Origin of the sequence: Mucilaginibacter sp. SMC90, from assembly GCF_022811725.1 — a bacterium.
Lineage (GTDB): Bacteria > Bacteroidota > Bacteroidia > Sphingobacteriales > Sphingobacteriaceae > Mucilaginibacter.
Map to the genome: position 1 here is coordinate 42,709 of NZ_CP094527.1, position 16,538 is coordinate 59,246.

Annotated in this window: 15 protein-coding genes; 5 read left to right on the plus strand and 10 right to left on the minus strand. The window is 44.1% G+C overall.

Annotated elements, in window-relative coordinates; genetic code table 11:
- Window position 1: 1 nt before the first annotated feature.
- Window positions 2-1,252, minus strand: a complete 1,251-nt coding sequence (locus tag MTO98_RS00175; RefSeq protein ID WP_243484429.1) for an aspartyl protease family protein — start codon at window positions 1,250-1,252, stop codon at window positions 2-4.
- Window positions 1,253-1,311: 59 nt separating this feature from the next.
- Here MTO98_RS00175 and MTO98_RS00180 point away from each other — a divergent pair, with 59 nt between their 5' ends.
- The gene (locus tag MTO98_RS00180) at window positions 1,312-2,637 is read left to right on the plus strand and encodes a D-alanyl-D-alanine carboxypeptidase/D-alanyl-D-alanine-endopeptidase (protein WP_243484431.1); all 1,326 of its coding nucleotides are present in this window, start codon (window positions 1,312-1,314) and stop codon (window positions 2,635-2,637) included.
- A 112-nt stretch (window positions 2,638-2,749) separates the two neighbouring features.
- Here MTO98_RS00180 and efp read toward each other — a convergent pair whose 3' ends face one another.
- From efp to MTO98_RS00210, 6 genes are all read right to left on the minus strand, one after another.
- Entirely contained in the window at window positions 2,750-3,313 is a 564-nt protein-coding gene (efp, locus tag MTO98_RS00185) for an elongation factor P (RefSeq protein WP_243484433.1), read from the minus strand.
- 260 nt (window positions 3,314-3,573) lie between these two features.
- Window positions 3,574-4,194, minus strand: a complete 621-nt coding sequence (locus tag MTO98_RS00190) for an ABC transporter ATP-binding protein (protein WP_243484435.1) — start codon at window positions 4,192-4,194, stop codon at window positions 3,574-3,576.
- Window positions 4,195-4,317: 123 nt separating this feature from the next.
- Window positions 4,318-5,103 carry an acyl-ACP--UDP-N-acetylglucosamine O-acyltransferase gene (gene lpxA / locus MTO98_RS00195; protein WP_090532656.1) on the minus strand — a complete coding sequence of 262 codons (786 nt, stop codon included), beginning with the start codon at window positions 5,101-5,103 and terminating at the stop codon, window positions 4,318-4,320.
- Window positions 5,100-6,506: a bifunctional UDP-3-O-[3-hydroxymyristoyl] N-acetylglucosamine deacetylase/3-hydroxyacyl-ACP dehydratase gene (locus tag MTO98_RS00200; protein ID WP_243484437.1), complete on the minus strand. Its 1,407-nt coding sequence runs from the start codon at window positions 6,504-6,506 to the stop codon at window positions 5,100-5,102. The genes lpxA and MTO98_RS00200 overlap by 4 nt, the downstream gene beginning before the upstream one ends.
- A gap of 21 nt (window positions 6,507-6,527) precedes the next feature.
- Window positions 6,528-7,577, minus strand: coding sequence for a UDP-3-O-(3-hydroxymyristoyl)glucosamine N-acyltransferase (gene lpxD / locus MTO98_RS00205; protein ID WP_243484438.1), 1,050 nt, complete (start codon window positions 7,575-7,577; stop codon window positions 6,528-6,530).
- Window positions 7,578-7,715: 138 nt separating this feature from the next.
- Window positions 7,716-8,948, minus strand: a complete 1,233-nt coding sequence (locus MTO98_RS00210; RefSeq protein ID WP_243484440.1) for an HD domain-containing protein — start codon at window positions 8,946-8,948, stop codon at window positions 7,716-7,718.
- A gap of 264 nt (window positions 8,949-9,212) precedes the next feature.
- On the opposite strand from MTO98_RS00210, the gene MTO98_RS00215 reads away from it, so the two are divergent.
- Entirely contained in the window at window positions 9,213-10,766 is a 1,554-nt protein-coding gene (locus tag MTO98_RS00215; RefSeq protein ID WP_243484442.1) for a bifunctional response regulator/alkaline phosphatase family protein, read from the plus strand.
- A gap of 130 nt (window positions 10,767-10,896) precedes the next feature.
- On the opposite strand, the gene MTO98_RS00220 is transcribed toward MTO98_RS00215, so the two are convergent.
- From MTO98_RS00220 to MTO98_RS00230, 3 genes are all read right to left on the minus strand, one after another.
- Window positions 10,897-11,664: an exodeoxyribonuclease III gene (locus MTO98_RS00220; RefSeq protein ID WP_243484444.1), complete on the minus strand. Its 768-nt coding sequence runs from the start codon at window positions 11,662-11,664 to the stop codon at window positions 10,897-10,899.
- A gap of 190 nt (window positions 11,665-11,854) precedes the next feature.
- Window positions 11,855-12,565, minus strand: a complete 711-nt coding sequence (locus MTO98_RS00225) for a peptidylprolyl isomerase (RefSeq protein WP_243484446.1) — start codon at window positions 12,563-12,565, stop codon at window positions 11,855-11,857.
- A 288-nt stretch (window positions 12,566-12,853) separates the two neighbouring features.
- The gene (locus tag MTO98_RS00230) at window positions 12,854-13,204 is read right to left on the minus strand and encodes a hypothetical protein (RefSeq protein ID WP_243487968.1); all 351 of its coding nucleotides are present in this window, start codon (window positions 13,202-13,204) and stop codon (window positions 12,854-12,856) included.
- Between the two features lie 213 nt (window positions 13,205-13,417).
- Between MTO98_RS00230 and MTO98_RS00235 the strand changes: the two genes are divergently transcribed.
- From MTO98_RS00235 to MTO98_RS00245, 3 genes are all read left to right on the plus strand, one after another.
- The gene (locus tag MTO98_RS00235) at window positions 13,418-13,741 is read left to right on the plus strand and encodes a hypothetical protein (protein WP_243484448.1); all 324 of its coding nucleotides are present in this window, start codon (window positions 13,418-13,420) and stop codon (window positions 13,739-13,741) included.
- 74 nt (window positions 13,742-13,815) lie between these two features.
- On the plus strand, window positions 13,816-16,332 hold the full coding sequence (locus MTO98_RS00240; protein WP_243484450.1) for a TonB-dependent receptor: 2,517 nt from the start codon (window positions 13,816-13,818) through the stop codon (window positions 16,330-16,332).
- 35 nt (window positions 16,333-16,367) lie between these two features.
- On the plus strand, window positions 16,368-16,535 hold the full coding sequence (locus tag MTO98_RS00245; protein ID WP_243484452.1) for a hypothetical protein: 168 nt from the start codon (window positions 16,368-16,370) through the stop codon (window positions 16,533-16,535).
- Window positions 16,536-16,538: the final 3 nt, after the last annotated feature.

Sequence of the window (16,538 nt, forward strand, 5' to 3'; positions counted from 1 at the left end):
ATTATATCCGTCGCTTAAGGGTTAGCACGGCTTTATCTACCCGTTTATCATGATAAACCTCAAGCAGCAGGCTTCGGTCATCTTTTGATTTAAGAAGCTCATCAATATCCTGCAGGGTCATTCTTGAAACGGGTTTAAAATTTATTGATATTATTTCATCATCGCGCTCGAGGCCAATTTCATCGGCAGCCGAACCGGGTTCAACCCGGCTGATCACGATCCTTTCCAGATGATCGCCGGCTGCATAATACTCAAGACCGCTCATATCATGTTCAAATGGTGCGTTATAAGTTGAGCCGGGTTTCAGGTACATGGCGCTATCCGGATAGTCGAGAATTACATTAAAACGTTTAAGAATGCCAACACCAAGGTTGCCATCGCGCTTTACAGAAAGGTTGATTTGGTTGTTTCCATCGTCAGGAAACGAGGCAATGACCTTTTTCAGCTTGAATTTGCCTAAATCAAATTCTTCCATCCTGCTTATAAAGCCATTTATTGGCCCGTTTAAGCCGATGCCAAGGTTGGCCGAAGAAATGAACTTTTGCGGAAGGCCATAAGTTTTGATATAACGCTCAATAGATACCGGGTGCCCGGCCCCAAGGTCAACAACCAGCTTGGTTTTAATAGGCGCTATACCCGGCATCACCACCCGCGCATTTATATAAGCCTTCCTGTCTTCAATAGACATTGGGATTTTGTTCGCCTTCCTGAAAGGTTTAAGATCTTTAGACCTGCAAACGGTAACTACGCTGTCCTGGAAACTGATCTTTACGGCCAGATTGTTAAAAAACTCGTAGCCTAACAATCCATGGATAGGCATACCGGCATATCCCGAAAGGTTAAACACATCTTTTTTCAAAATGGCCGCGGCAACATCATAACTAACCAGGCCAGGTATGGCAACATCTATGGTTGAAGTAACATAAGCTTCAGAATCTTCGCCTTCACCAAGGCCGGGTATTTTTAACGTGCGTTTATTAGGAATGCTGATAGAATCGGCTAATTTAGGATCGGTAATGATCATAAGGCCTACGCCGGTATCCAATATAAAATTATAGGGCCCTTTTTGATTGATCTTGAGCTGAATGATCATCAGGTTTCGCTCCAGCTTAAACGGGATATTCACCTTTTTTTTATGTACGTCAAGATCAAAGTACTGGGCCCGGGCTGTAGCCGTAAAGCAAAATGTTAACACAAATGCAAGCCACAATGCCCCCGGATGGCGTAATTTATAATATAGCTTGTGTAACAAAGTGGTTATAGTTGGTATATTAAATTTACGAGATTTATTTGTTAAATAATTATTTTATTATGCGAAAGTCAACAATTTCATTTCTGTTAATTGTTTGTGTTTTAACCCTGTGCCATGATACTATTTATGCCCGTTCGATAAAAAAACGGAAGATTAAAAAGCTATTCAGGCATTCGCAAATTGTTAATGATCACTTTACCGGCTTTGCCCTTTATGACCTTGATGAGCATAAAATGATATATGAATTAAATGCTGATAAATACTTTACACCGGCATCTAACACCAAGCTTTTTACTTTTTATACCTGCCTTAAAATGCTTGGCGATTCTATTCCTGCATTACGCTACCAAACCCGCGGCGATTCGTTGATATTTTGGGGCACCGGCGATCCCTCCTTTTTGCACAGTGATTTGAAAGGGGTTAACGGGCTTAACTTTTTAAAGCGGAGTAATAAGCAGCTTTTTTATTCGGCGGGTAACTATACAGGCGGGCTTTTTGGAGCGGGCTGGGGTTGGGATGATTATAACGATTATTACCAGGCCGAAATAACGGCCCTGCCTATTGAAGATAATGTTGCCCTGCTTTATGCTGATAGTGATGGCAACATGCAGGTAAAGCCTACCTATTTAAAGCGGTTTTTAAATGCCGACATCAGTTATAGTCCGGCATCGTTTAACGTTAAGCGCGACGTTACCAGCAATAGCTTTGTGTACCCTGCCGGGGAGGTGCCTAAGAATTTTAAACAGGAAATTCCCTGGAAAACAAGCCTGCAATTGACCATGGCCTTATTGCAGGATACGCTTAAGAAATCTGTATCCTTACTTAATAAGCCACTGGTAGCCGGTAGCGGCATTGTTTACAACACCAATGCCGATTCGGTTTACAGGCGCATGCTGCAGCCGAGCGACAACTTTATTGCCGAGCAATTGCTGCTGGTGTGCTCGTCGGTGAAATTTAATACGCTCAATACCGATTCGGTGATCAGCTATTCGAAAGCTCATTTTTTGAATGATTTACCAGATGTGCCGCAATGGGTTGATGGCTCTGGGTTATCGCGCTATAATTTGTTTACGCCGCGGGATCTCGTGGCCTTGTTGCTCAAAATTAAGGATGAAGTAAAAGATGATAGCCTGCTACACAGCATGATGCCGGTAGGTGGTGTGGCTGGCACAATCAAAAGCGCATATAAAACAGATAACGGGCAGCCATTTGTATGGGCTAAAACAGGCTCGCTAAGCAACAATTATAACCAAAGCGGCTATATAGTTACCCGTAAAGGCAAGCGCCTGGCATTTGCATTTATGAACAATAATTTTACCCGGCCAACCCGCGAAGTAAGGGATGAAATGGTGAGGATCATGACTCATATACATGAAGCATTTTAGGTATAGAAATACGTCATCGCAAAAACGGATGATATAAAACAAGAATAGGTTTCGCATGCGAAACCTATTCTTGTTTTATAAAATATTTTACGCTCCATGCGGAGTGAAAGGTTTATCCCTTCACGCGCTCAACATATGCGCCAGTAGCGGTATCAACCTTAACTTTATCGCCAATGTTGATGAATAAAGGAACGCGGATCTCGGCACCGGTTTCAACAGTTGCACTTTTTAAAGCACCGCTTGAAGTATCGCCTTTAACAGCTGGTTCGGTGTAAGTAATTTCTAACTCGGCAGAGCCCGGGATAGTACCCATGATAGGCTCTTCGCTTTCAAAGGCAACAATTACGTTCATGCCTTCTTTCAAAAATTTAACCGCCGGGCCAAATAATGCCTTTGGTACGTTATGCTGATCGTATGTGGTGTTGTCCATTACTACTAATGAATCACCTTCATCATACAGGTATTGATAATCGTTAGTTTCAACGCGGGCTATGTCAACCTCTTCATCTGTACGGAAACGGTATTCAACCAGTTTACCTGATTTAACGTTGCGCATACGGGCCTGGTAAAACGCGCGTAAGTTGCCCGGGGTACGGTGTAAAAACTCTTCAACCTGAACTAATTCGCCGTTGAAGCGAAGTACATTTCCATTTTTAACATCTGATGCCTTAGCCATAAAATAATATTGAGGCGCAAACTTAGTTACTTAAGTGCAAAGAAACAAGTAGTTATGTTGGTGAATGGTTGATTGGGTTGATTAAGTGAGTGGTTGTTTTGCGGGTGAATGGTTGATTAAGTTGATTGAGAGAGTGGTTTGCTCACTTATAAAGCTGGGTTTTTCAAAACTTTCTTGAATTAAGGAGCTTTTTGAACGTTGAGGTACGTATGGAATATTGAACTATTCAACCATTCTCCACTCTCCCAATCAACCACTCACTAAACCTTATAATCCACAATACTCAACCTGTGATTGCAAAAACCATACTCATGTTCCTGGTTGGAGCATACTATGGTTAAGCGACCGGCGGCAAATTGCTGCACGAGGCTCAGGTACCAGTCAACGCCCTGGGTATCCAGGTTGGAGGTAGGTTCATCTAACATGAGCATATGGGTATCGGCACAAAAGGCAAGGGCCAGTTTGAGGCGCTGCTTCATGCCCGATGAAAAGTATTTGATAAGCTTATTGGCACTTTTAGGCAGATTGAGCAGATCGATCAACTGGGCTTTATCCATCCCCTGTTTGAAATTTTTAAACCTGAAATGAAAGTCGACCATCTCGCTCATGGTAAACTCCTCTATCAGCTCCAAATAAGGGGCAGCGAGACTTAAATGGGTAAAAACACTGTCTATTTCAACCGGCTTGCCTTCGTTAGCAAATTCAATTTTGCCGGCAGATGGCGAAAGACTGCCGTTTAAAACCTGTAATAAAGTCGATTTCCCGGAACCATTGGGGCCGAGGATAGCATATGATTCGCCGGAAGTAAAGGTATAATCCACCCCTTTGAAAATCCAGTCGCGGTTAAAGCGGCGGCCGATGTTTTGGAGGGTGATGATCATTTTTTAAGTCGATAGCCAATAGTCGATAGTCCATAGCCATTTGCATTAGTGAACGCAAGCCATAGCAATTATTTAGGAAATCCATGGACTATCGACTATTGACCATGGACTTCCGACTTAAATTTAGGTATTTCCAAAACCTTTCATGATACCTCTTTGCGAGTTTTGCAGGAAGTTGATGATCTCATCGCGTTCCACGCTTGGGGTAAACTCGGCTTCGATGATATCAAGCGCTTTGGTTACGTTATATTTTTTGAGGAATATGATCCGGTAGATCTCCTGGATCTCTGCTATTGTAGCTGCAGAAAAACCCCTGCGGCGCAAACCTACTGAGTTGATACCAACATAAGATAACGGCTCCCTCCCAGCTTTGGTAAACGGAGGAACGTCTTTACGTACCAGTGAACCGCCCGAGATCATGCTATGCGCACCGATCTCCACAAACTGGTGTACGGCAGATGAACCGCCAATAAAAGCGTAATCATAAACCGTAATGTGACCGGCCAGCTGCACAGCGTTGGCAACAATAACATTATCACCAATAACGCAATCATGCGCTACGTGTACATAGGCCATCAGCAAACAGTTACTGCCTATGGTAGTGGTATTTTTATCGAGCGCTGTACCGCGGTTAAGGGTAACACACTCGCGTATGGTTGTGTTATCACCTATGGTTACGGTGCTCTGCTCGCCTTTGTATTTTAAATCCTGCGGTGGGGCAGATACTACCGCGCCAGGGAAAATACGGCAGTTTTTACCTATCCGGGCACCATCCATAATTACGGAGTTGGAGCCGATCCAGGTACCTTCGCCAATTTCAACATCCTTGTGGATGGTAACGAATGGTTCAATTACCACATTATCGGCAATTTTTGCCTGTGGGTGGATGTATGCTAATGGCTGGATCATGCTTCTGTTTCTTTTACTTTAACAATTTGAGCCATCAGTTCGGCTTCAACAACAATGCGGTCGCCTACCATACCTACACCTTTCATGGTAGCAATACCACGGCGGATAGGAGCGATAAGGTCACACACGTAAATAATGGTATCTCCGGGCACTACTTTGCTTTTAAAGCGGGCATTCTCAATTTTCAAGAACAGGGTGAGGTAGTTTTGCGGATCGGGCACGGTATTTAATACCAGGATGCCGCCTGTTTGCACCATACCTTCAATTTGCAATACGCCGGGAAAAATAGGCGCGCCGGGGAAATGACCTTTAAAAAACTCCTCATTGATGGTTACATTTTTGCAACCTACAACATGGCTTTTAGTAAGCTCCAGGATCTTATCGATCATCAGGAAAGGCTGACGGTGGGGCAGCATGCCCATAATATCAACCGTATCAAAAAGCGGTTTAGCGTTAAGATCATATGTTTTTACCTGTTTACGGCTTTTTTCTTTTTTAATTAAAGCCTTGATCTTTTTAGCAAAAGCAACGTTAGCGGCGTGGCCAGGCCTTGCAGCCATGATATGGCCTTTAAGCGGTACGCCAACCAGCGCCAGATCGCCTATCATATCCAGCAGCTTGTGGCGTGCGGGTTCATTTTGATGGCGAAGTTCGATATTGTTTAAAATGCCCTGCGGCGCAACGCTGATATCCTTACGGTTAAACAGTTTGGCTAGGTGGTTAAGTTCGTCCTGATCAACATCTTTGTCAACAACTACGATAGCATTGTTCAAATCGCCGCCTTTAATCAGGTCATGCTTTAGCAGCATTTCAAGCTCATGTAAAAAGCAAAAAGTGCGGCATGAAGCAATTTCTTTTTTGAACTCGCCAATGGTTGAGATACTGGCATGCTGACTGCCCAATACCTGCGAGTTATAATCAACCATGCAGGTAAAGCGATAATCATCTAATGGCATGGCCACCATTTCAACCTTACGGTCGGGTTCAGAATAGTGGATATTATAAGGAATATGGTAGTACTCGCGATCAGCATCCTGCTCAATCAGGCCTGTTTCGGTTATAACGTCAACAAACTGTATCGAGCTGCCATCCATGATCGGCGTTTCGGGGCCATCAAGGTCAATAAGTACATTATCAATTTCAAGCCCAACCAAAGCGGCCAGTACATGTTCAACTGTATTTACAGTAGCACCATTCTGACTGATAGATGTTCCGCGCGAAGTATCGCTTACGTTATCAACATCGGCATCAATAATGGGCGCACCGGGAATATCAACCCTCCTGAATTTATAACCGTGGTTTTCAGGGGCTGGATTAAAGGTCATTGTAACGCTTTGTCCGGTGTGTAAGCCTGTTCCTGATACCGAAACCGGCGCTTTAATAGTTCTTTGTTTAACGTTCATATTTAAAATTACAGGCTAAGGCTATTCGCTTGCCTTACCTTTACGTAGTTCTTCAATCAATTTTTCAAGCTCATAAACCTTACGGTCAAGCTCTGGCAGCTTTCGCAGCTTTGCGTGGGCACGAAGGTAGTCTTTATATGGCATATTTGGAGAACCTCCCCATACCTTACCCTCTTCAGTAATAGATACGTTTATACCTGTTTGGGCCGAAAACTGCGATCCGTTGGCTATAGTGATATGCCCGGCAAATCCTACCTGCCCGCCAATCACAACCCTCTCGCCAATTTTGGTACTCCCCGATATGCCCGATTGTGCTGCAATTACAGTATGCGCCCCAATTTCAACATTATGAGCTATTTGTATCAGGTTATCGATCTTTACGCCTTTACGCACTATTGTCGATCCCATTGTTGCCCTGTCGATAGTGGTATTGGAGCCTACTTCAACATCGTCCTCTAAAATTACATTACCAATTTGTGCAATTTTGGTATAGGTGCCGTCGGGATTGGGCGCAAAACCAAAACCATCGCTGCCAATAACGGCGCCTGAGTGTACAATTACATTGTTACCGATAACACAATCAAAATAAACCGAAGCGCCGGCAAACAGGGTTACATTATTGCCAAGGGTTACATTATCGCCAATGTTAACGTTGGGATAGATCTTGCAATTATCACCAATTGTTGCATTTTGACCGATATAGGCAAATGCGCCTATGTAAACCCCTGCCCCAATCTGCGCTGTGGGATGAATAAAACTTGGCTGTTCAATGCCTTTTTTATCCAGCCTGAAGGAATTGTATTTTTCAAGTAAAACGGTAAATGCGCTATAGGCATTTTCAACCCGGATTAAAGTCGCTTTTACCGGGCCGGTTAACTGCTGGTTGTTATTAACAATAACTATTGAAGCATTGGTTGTATACAGAAACTGCTCATACTTAGGATTGGCCAAAAAAGACAGGCTGCCTTCACCGGCCTCTTCTATCTTGGCAAGCTGACTAACCGTGGCCGCAGCATCGCCCTCAACAGTTCCGTTGAGCAGTAAACTTATATCATGAGCAGTAAATTGCATCGGGCAAATTTAAATGTTAAAATTGAAGCAACAAATTATTAATGAGTTATGAACAAGCTTTAAGAAGTTGTAAGTCTTTAGTCATCAGTCGCAAGTCCTTTTTTCTTTGACTTTTAACTTATGACTTTCGACTTGAGACTAATAAATCAACTCCTTATTGTAACAAAGAATATACTTTTTCACCGTTTTAGCCAAAGCAACCAGGTTTGAGTTATCGCTGGCAGCGGCAATATCCTTTACCTCGCCGTTCTTCATTAATATACCGATGTTGCCATCATTCTGGTTGTAAGCGTTATTGCGGATGGATGTGGTAAACACAAAGTAAGCAGTGGCTTCTTCATAATTAATGCCATATTTCTGCATTGCTTTTTGACGGAGCTGTTCAACAAAAACCTCATCCGGGCATTCGTTGGTGATATCAACCCTGAAAAGGTTACGCTGCACCAGGTTTTTGCAAAGGTGCGAAAGTACCTGATCGGGATGGTAAGCCCATACTTTTACCGAGGCCATAATGTCGGTATCATCCAAACAAGCAAAAGTTTCGAGATGGTGGTCCTCATTCATAAAGGCCTCACGACTGATACTGTTCTTTAAAAAATGCATCAGTGCCGGAGTAGCAAAAAGGTTTTCACCCTGCGAGATCAATTCACGGCCGCGCCTGAAGATCTTGGTCAGCACCTCCTCTCCTGCTATTACCGTTTTATGCAGGTAAACCTGCCAGTACATGAGCCTGCGGGCTATCAGGAATTTTTCTATCGAGTAAATCCCCTTTTCGTCAACAACCACATGGTCATCTTTAACATTAAGCATCTTAATGATCCGCTCAGAGCTGATCACACCTTCGGATACACCGGTGAAGAAACTGTCGCGGTTAAGGTAGTCCAGCCTGTCCATATCCAGCTGACTGGATACCAGCTGATGCAGGAACCTGCGGGGATAGGTATCGTTAAAAATATCGATAGCCATGGTAAGCTTACCCTCAAACCGGGCATTAAGCTTATTCATTAGCATCGACGAAATATCCTCGTGTGCTATGCCATCAATAATGGTATTTTCCAAAGCGTGCGAAAACGGGCCGTGACCGATATCATGCAATAGTATGGCAATGGTTACAGCCTCTTCTTCTTCGGCAGTAATCTGATGGCCTTTACCTCGTAGGGTTTCAAGGGCTGTAGCCATCAGGTACATGGCACCCAAAGCATGGTGGAAACGGGTATGCAGCGCACCGGGGTACACCAGGTGGGTCATGCCCAGCTGCTTGATATAACGTAACCGCTGAAAGTATGGATGGGATATAAGGTCAAAGATCAGTTCGGTAGGGATACTGATAAAACCATAAACCGGGTCGTTAATTATTTTCTTTTTATTCAATGTTGCTTATGTAAATGCAAAAATGTAAAACAAAGGTAAAATAAGCGCGACAGGTTTGTTAAATTTTGTTAATACCTTTACTGTGTAACAACAAAAGCATCTATTTGGGGTTTACTGTCATAATCAGAATTCACAGAATTTTAGGATTTACTAAATGAGCGGTTTAAAAAACCGATATTTGAATTAACGTTTAACCTTATACTGAATCATTCTGTAAATTTTCAAATCCTGAAAATTCTGATTCAGAAATTTAATATATATACCATGCAAGACACCACCATTTTATGGGCCGATGACGAAATTGACCTGCTAAGACCACATATACTTTTCCTTGGCGAAAAAGGCTACAAAGTAACCACTGTAACCAATGGTTATGATGCGGTTGATTCATTCAAGAACAATTACTTCGACCTGGTTTTTCTTGACGAAAACATGCCGGGACTTACCGGTTTGGAGACATTGCAGCAGATCAAGAACATTAATAATGATGTGCCCATTGTGCTGATCACCAAAAACGAGGAAGAGTACCTGATGGAAGATGCCATCGGTTCAAAAATAGACGACTACCTGATTAAGCCGGTACACCCTAAGCAAATTTTGCTTACTATAAAAAAGCTTACTGAAAACAAACGCCTGGTTACCGAAAAAACCACCATGGCCTACCAGATGGATTTCCGGACACTTGGCATGACCCTTAACGAAAACCTGAGCCACCAGGAATGGGTTGACGTTTACAAAAAGCTGATCTACTGGGAACTTGAACTCGAAAAGCTGGAAGATGCGGGCATGCACGAGATCCTGACACTGCAAAAGGCCGAAGCCAATATGCAGTTTTGCAAGTTTGTAGAACGCAACTATTTGAACTGGATCAAAAACCCCGACCTGGCGCCAACCTCATCGCCTCAATTATTTAAAAAGAAGGTGTTCCCTAAGCTGGATGGCAAGGGCCCGCTGTTTTTTATTTTGATTGATAACCTGCGCTACGATCAGTTTAAGATCATCAACCCTATTATCTCTGAGTATTTCAGGCTGGAGGAAGAAGATACTTACTATAGTATCCTGCCAACGGCCACGCAATATGCCCGTAACTCTATTTTTTCGGGCTTGATGCCTTTGGATATGGAGCGCCGCTACCCAACCATGTGGCAAAATGACGAGGACGAAGGCGGTAAAAACTTATATGAAGCCGAATTCCTGGCCGATCACCTAAAACGAGTATTGCGCAAAGACTGCAAACACTCATATCATAAAATTCTAAACATTGACGAAGGCCGTGCACTGAACGAGTCGGTCAATAACCTCATGAACAACGAGCTCAATGTGGTGGTATATAACTTTGTGGATATGCTGTCACATGCCCGTACAGATATGCAGATGATCCGCGAGCTGGCAAGTGATGATGCCGCTTACCGTTCATTAACCCTGTCGTGGTTTGAGCACTCGCCGTTGTTTGATCTGTTGAAATTTCTGGCGCAAAAACAGGTACGCGTAGTGATCACTACCGATCACGGTACCATCCGCGTAAAAAACCCAAGCAAAATTGTAGGCGACAGGAATACAAACACCAACCTGCGATATAAACAAGGCAAAAACCTTAACTATAATGCCAAGGAAGTGTTCCATATCCGTAACCCGCATGATGCCATGTTGCCAAGGCTGCACATCAGCTCAAGCTTTGTATTTGCCAAGGAAGACAGCTATTTCGTATACCCTAACAACTACAACCACTTTGTGAATTTTTATAATGAAACCTTCCAGCACGGCGGGATCTCGTTAGAGGAAATGATTGTGCCGGTGGTTACTTACGGGCCGAAGTAAATCCCTTTAATGAACGCTTTATACACGCGTCATTGCGAGGTACGAAGCAATCCCCAATCGGCAGGTCCGCCCTGTATAGTTTGGGATTGCTTCGTACCTCGCAATGACGCTTTTTTTTCAATAGGAGGGGTTAAAACTCCAGCTCCAGCAATACCGGGCAATGATCAGAATGTTTAGCTTCGGGCAGTATCGCTGCGCGGCGGATCTTTTCTTCGAGCGGGCTGCTGGCCATAGCATAATCGATACGCCAGCCTAAGTTTTTACCACGGGACCCGGCGCGGAAACTCCACCAGGTATAATTGTGCGGTTCTTTATTTACATGGCGGAAAGTATCTATAAATCCTCCCTCAATAAAGTTCTCCATCCATTCGCGCTCTTCCGGTAAAAAGCCCGATGAATTGGCGTTTGATTTAGGGTTGTGGATATCAATAGGGCGGTGGCAAATATTATAATCACCGCAAACTACCAGGTTAGGATGTTCTACTTTTAGCAGTGTAAGATATTTTCCAAACTCATCCAGAAAACGGTATTTAAAAATCTGCCGTTCATCACCGCTTGAGCCTGAAGGAAAATAAACGCTCATCACCGATACCTCATCAAAATCAACGCGGATACAGCGGCCTTCACGGTCGAAGTCGGGAATGCCGCAGCCGTACTCAATATGTTTGGGCAATATTTTGGTAAAAATGGCAGTACCACTGTAGCCTTTCTTTTCGGCCGGGAACCAGTAGTGCTGGTAGCCCATCTGGTCAACCAAACCAAGATCGGTGAGCACATCAGGTGTTGCTTTAATTTCCTGCAAACAAACAACATCAGCATCAGTAGCCTGCAACCAGGCCAGCCAACCCTTGTTTATTGCCGAGCGGATACCATTAACGTTATATGTAATTATTTTCATGTCGGATTTCGGATGTTCGATTTCGGATTTGATTCAAATCACAAAACTATAATAAAATTGCGCTATCTGCCGCGGGTTTTCAACCCGTGGTGTACCATCGTTTCAGCTGAGTTTGTGTAAGCTGAAAGCTTACATTATGCCAACCACGAGTTACACCATCGCTAAACTCGCGACAGCGGAGCAAAAAATTTTATTTTTTCTTCGGGAAAAGAATCTTATCCAACTGCTTGCATTCCTTTTTACTCAGCAACTCAACGGTCATGGGCACATCAACATTGGGACGATCATTGGAGTCTTTTTTAACGGCAGCAATCCTATCCACCATATCAATACCCGAAACAACTTCGCCAAAAACGGTATAGTTTTGATCAAGGTGTGGTGAACCTCCTACTGATTTGTACCATTCGCGCTGCCATACCGGGATCTTGCGGCCTTTAAGCCGGGTGTTTTCTAATGTATCCAGTTTGCCATCGGTAAAACGCTTGCCTTCCACAATATAAAACTGGTAGCCGCTTGATTCTTTTTTGGGATTATCATCGCGTGCAGCAGCAAGTACCCCACGTTTATGAAACAGGCTGTCGCGAAACTCGGTCGGAATGGTGTAGCCCACATCGCCATTGCCCAGCTCGGCACCGGGTTTAGCTTTTACTGTATCTTTCGAATCCGGATCACCTCCCTGGATCATGAAGTTCTGGATCACCCGGTGAAACAGCGTACCATTATAAAATCCCTTTTTGGTAAGCTTGATAAAGTTATCCCGGTGCAAAGGCGTTTCATTATACAGGCGAAGAATACAATCGCCATAACCAGTATGAATGCGCACATACTGGTTTTTAGGCGGCCCAGCAAATGCAGCAGTAAGGGTTAATAAAAGAATGCTTAGGGTAAAAAGTTTCTTCATAGACCGTTGATTATTTTGATTTCGCTGATTGCGTTGATTTTTTTCTGATTGATGAAGATAGGTTAATTGTTCGAAATGTTCTAATTCCCTCCCTTGGGGATCATAACTATCAATTTAAGGGGTAAAAAGCTGGGGAGTGCGCGATTCCCCTCTTGAGAGGGGCGGAGGGGTGTGTTTCTGCTTTGACAAGCAAATCGCAGAAACACACCCCTGCTATCGCTCTTCCCTCCGCGCCCCCTCTCAAGAGGGGAATTATAAAGCCCTGTTATCAACCCAATAAACCACTCACTAATCAGCCCCCTCCATCTCCTCAAAGTAATTTACAATGAGCGATTTCATCATCATTTCCTGTTCAAGCAGGGTATAATTGGGGATCACTTTGATACGTTTCCAGTGCGGCCAGCCATCCTGGTCAAGGCCTTCGAGTTCATAAAAGCCCATCATGCTCATTAAGCGGCAGGTGGCTATATGCATCAGTTCTTCCTTTTGGCGTTTGCTGAACTTGCGCGGGCCTTGCCCCAGTTCCTGCACGCCGATCAAAAAAAGCATCACTTTAATATCGGGCTTTTCGTTATCGAAATCCTCAGCTATCCGCTGTTGCAGCACTTCCCATTTTTTATTGATCTCGGCAGGTGTCATAGGGTGCAAAGATAGGTTCATTGGTTCATTAGTTCACTGGTTCATTGGTGAAAAGTTTGATAACTCTATTTCAATACCACTATACAAGAGAAAGGACAAATAAACTAATGAACCAGTGAACTAATGAACGATCGCATTATTGTTACAATGTTGCATTAATATTCCCGTATTAATACTTACTTTTGCCGTATTCCGTTATAAGGAGTGTTGACTGTGAAAAAAAAACGCCTACATATTGTATTTGCATGGCTGCTGCTAATTTGCTTTGTGGCCGGGCAATATATGGTTTATTCGCACCAGCATGCCCTTATTAAAGGGATCACCAAACACAGCCAGACGGCCGAAGGCCACCAAACTGTTAAAGAAAAGTGTTTGCTTTGCGATGCCATGCATCATACCGATGCCGTTACAGTTAGCAACAATACTTTTTTAGTACCTCTTCTAACATCCGATCATGTTTTTAAAGCCGGCGATTATGATTTTGTAAGCATTGCGCTTATTCTTTCGGCCGGGAGGGCACCTCCGGTTACAGCATAACCCTGCCTTATCTTTTCTTTAAAAACAAAGCCGTTATCATTAACGGTATTTATCGATTTTCTTAAATTTTCATCATGAAATTAAAGCTAATAAGCTTCGTTATATTATTAATATCTGCTCAGTCTTTCGTATTTGCCAATAGTCCCGCTATCACTGTAAACAACAAAATTGAAGATGCTGTGGGCGGTCTTTCGGGTACTATTACCGATAAGGCCGATGGCAAACCAATTATCGGCGCAACCATAAACATCCCCGATTTACGCAAAGGTGCCATTACCGATGTTAATGGTAAGTATAGTTTCGCTAATGTGCCTAAGGGAATTTTCCTGGTGCAGGTAACTTACATTGGTTATTTAACCGTTAACCAAAGGGTCGACTTTTCAAAAACAAGCGTATTTGATGTTAAAATGCAAACTTCGTCGCTTGAAGCCGGCGAGGTTGTTATTACCGGTGTGAGCAAAGCCACCGAAATAAAACGCAGTCCCGTACCTATGGTTGCGGTAGGCAAGGCTTATTTGGAGCAGCGTGCAGCATCCGGCAACATTATCGACCAGATTGCCACACTACCCGGCGTAAGTGCTGTTACTACCGGCCCTAACGTATCAAAACCGTTTATTCATGGTTTGGGTTATAACCGGGTAATTACCCTGCAGGATGGTATCCGCCAGGAAGGCCAGCAATGGGGCGATGAGCACGGCATTGAAGTGGATCAAAACTCTATCGACAGGGTTGAGGTGATCAAAGGCCCGGCAAGCTTAACCTATGGTTCGGATGCTATCGGTGGTGTTGTGAACCTCATTTCGCCGGCACCGGTACCCGAAGGCAAGATCCTCGGCTCGGTTCAGGGCTTGTATGGCACCAACCAGGGTTTATATAATGGTTCGTTCAGGTTACAGGGTAATCAGAATGGCCTTATCTGGGGTACTGTGATCTCGGCCAAAGGCAGTAAGGATTATCAAAACGAGCATGACGGCCGTGTATATGCTACCAACTACCGCGAAAAAGATGCCCGCGTAATGGTAGGCCTTAATAAATCATGGGGTTATTCATACCTGCATGCTTCGGTATTTGATGATGAACAGGCTATCCCCGATGGTAGCCGCGATTCGCTTACCCGCAAGTTTACACAGCAGGTTGTTGAAGACGGTGATGCCCCCAGGCAAATTGTTCCGCAGTCTGTTTTAAACTCATACAGCATCCCTACACTGCATCAGCACGTACAGCTTTACCGCATCTATAACAACAGTAACTTCATATTAGGTAACGGAAACCTGGCAGTTAACCTGGGTTATCAATTCAGTCACCGTCGCGAATTTACGCACCCTGAAGCGGGTGATATTGCCGGACTTAACCTGCACCTTACTACCTATACCTATGATGTTAAGTATAACTTTAACATAGGTAATGACTATGAAACAACCTTTGGTATTAATGGTCAGTACCAAAACAACACCATTGGCGATGCCACGGATTTCCCGATCCCCGCTTATCATCAGTTTGATATCGGCCCTTTCTTCGTAATAAAAAAGAGCTTCGGCAAGCTTGATCTTTCTGCTGGTGCAAGGTATGATACCCGCTCGTTCAGCAACAACGCCGCCTATGTTAATACACTCGGCCGAAACGGATTTCCGCAGTTATACACAGGCAGCAATCCCGAAACAGCAGCAAACGTTACCAAGCAGTTTGATTCCTTTAACAAAAGGTTCAGCGGTTTTTCGGGCAGCTTCGGGGCAACCTATAATGTGTCGGATGCATTCCTGATCAAGGGCAATATTTCACGCGGTTTCAGGGCACCAAGTATTGCTGAGATCTCGGCCAACGGACCAGACCCGGGCTCGCAGATCTATCACATCGGCGATAAAAACTTTAAGCCTGAATTTAGCTTGCAGGAAGATATCGGTACCTTCCTAACCCTGCCCAACATTTCGGCCAGCGTTGAGGTGTTTAACAACAACCTGTCAAACTATATTTACCAGCAACAGGTATTAGCTGCCGATGGCAGTCCGGTTTATACTCAGGGTTATACCACATTTACCTATGTACAAAGCAAGGCCCGCATCTACGGCGGCGAAGTTAACGTGGATTTGCACCCCATATCATGGCTTCACTTTGAAAATGCCCTAAGCTTAACCTATGGCGAAAACAAAGGTAACGGCGGCCCGGTTGCTGATAGTTTAAAATACCTGCCTTTTATTCCGCCATTGCATACGCATTCAGAACTGCGCGGTACTTTTAACGGCGGCTTCGGTAAAGTTAAAAGCATTTATGCCTTTGTTGGCTTTGACCATTACAGCGCACAAGACCGCTTTTTCGCAGCATACGGAACAGAAACTTACACAGCGGGCTACAACCTGTTAAGTGCCGGTTTTGGCGGCAACATTGTTAACAAAGCTGGTCAGCCGGTTATTAAGCTTTTTGTTGAAGGCACTAACCTTGCCAATGTTAACTATCAATCAAACATGAGCAGGCTTAAATATTTTGACAATCCTAACGTGCCCGATGGTGTACGCCCTGGTATCTTTAATATGGGCCGCAACATCAGCTTTAAGGTTGTTGTTCCCTTCGGGTTCAACAGCAATAAGAAATCCTGATCGCGTTTAAACTATTAACTGAAAGTCCTGCCGTAATGGTGGGACTTTTTTGTTTGGAGGGTTTTCCGCTTTGTCATCCTGAACGCAGTGAAGGATCTTCTTCAACAAGCATGGCCGCTATACAGGGCGAAGAAGATGCTTCGTGCCTCAGCATGACAAAGGGCAAAGGGCCATTTTTCCCTCCGCTGGCGCAAGTCTTGTGAGGC

Excerpts from the sequence above, each read along its gene's own strand:
- MTO98_RS00180 (WP_243484431.1), top strand. The coding sequence starts at position 1,312 with ATGCGAAAGTCAACAATTTCATTTCTGTTAATTGTTTGTGTTTTAACC.
- efp (WP_243484433.1), bottom strand. The coding sequence starts at position 3,313 with ATGGCTAAGGCATCAGATGTTAAAAATGGAAATGTACTTCGCTTCAAC.
- MTO98_RS00190 (WP_243484435.1), bottom strand. The coding sequence starts at position 4,194 with ATGATCATCACCCTCCAAAACATCGGCCGCCGCTTTAACCGCGACTGG.
- lpxA (WP_090532656.1), bottom strand. The coding sequence starts at position 5,103 with ATGATCCAGCCATTAGCATACATCCACCCACAGGCAAAAATTGCCGAT.
- MTO98_RS00200 (WP_243484437.1), bottom strand. The coding sequence starts at position 6,506 with ATGAACGTTAAACAAAGAACTATTAAAGCGCCGGTTTCGGTATCAGGA.
- lpxD (WP_243484438.1), bottom strand. The coding sequence starts at position 7,577 with ATGCAATTTACTGCTCATGATATAAGTTTACTGCTCAACGGAACTGTT.
- MTO98_RS00215 (WP_243484442.1), top strand. The coding sequence starts at position 9,213 with ATGCAAGACACCACCATTTTATGGGCCGATGACGAAATTGACCTGCTA.
- MTO98_RS00220 (WP_243484444.1), bottom strand. The coding sequence starts at position 11,664 with ATGAAAATAATTACATATAACGTTAATGGTATCCGCTCGGCAATAAAC.
- MTO98_RS00225 (WP_243484446.1), bottom strand. The coding sequence starts at position 12,565 with ATGAAGAAACTTTTTACCCTAAGCATTCTTTTATTAACCCTTACTGCT.
- MTO98_RS00230 (WP_243487968.1), bottom strand. The coding sequence starts at position 13,204 with ATGACACCTGCCGAGATCAATAAAAAATGGGAAGTGCTGCAACAGCGG.
- MTO98_RS00240 (WP_243484450.1), top strand. The coding sequence starts at position 13,816 with ATGAAATTAAAGCTAATAAGCTTCGTTATATTATTAATATCTGCTCAG.
- MTO98_RS00245 (WP_243484452.1), top strand. The coding sequence starts at position 16,368 with ATGGTGGGACTTTTTTGTTTGGAGGGTTTTCCGCTTTGTCATCCTGAA.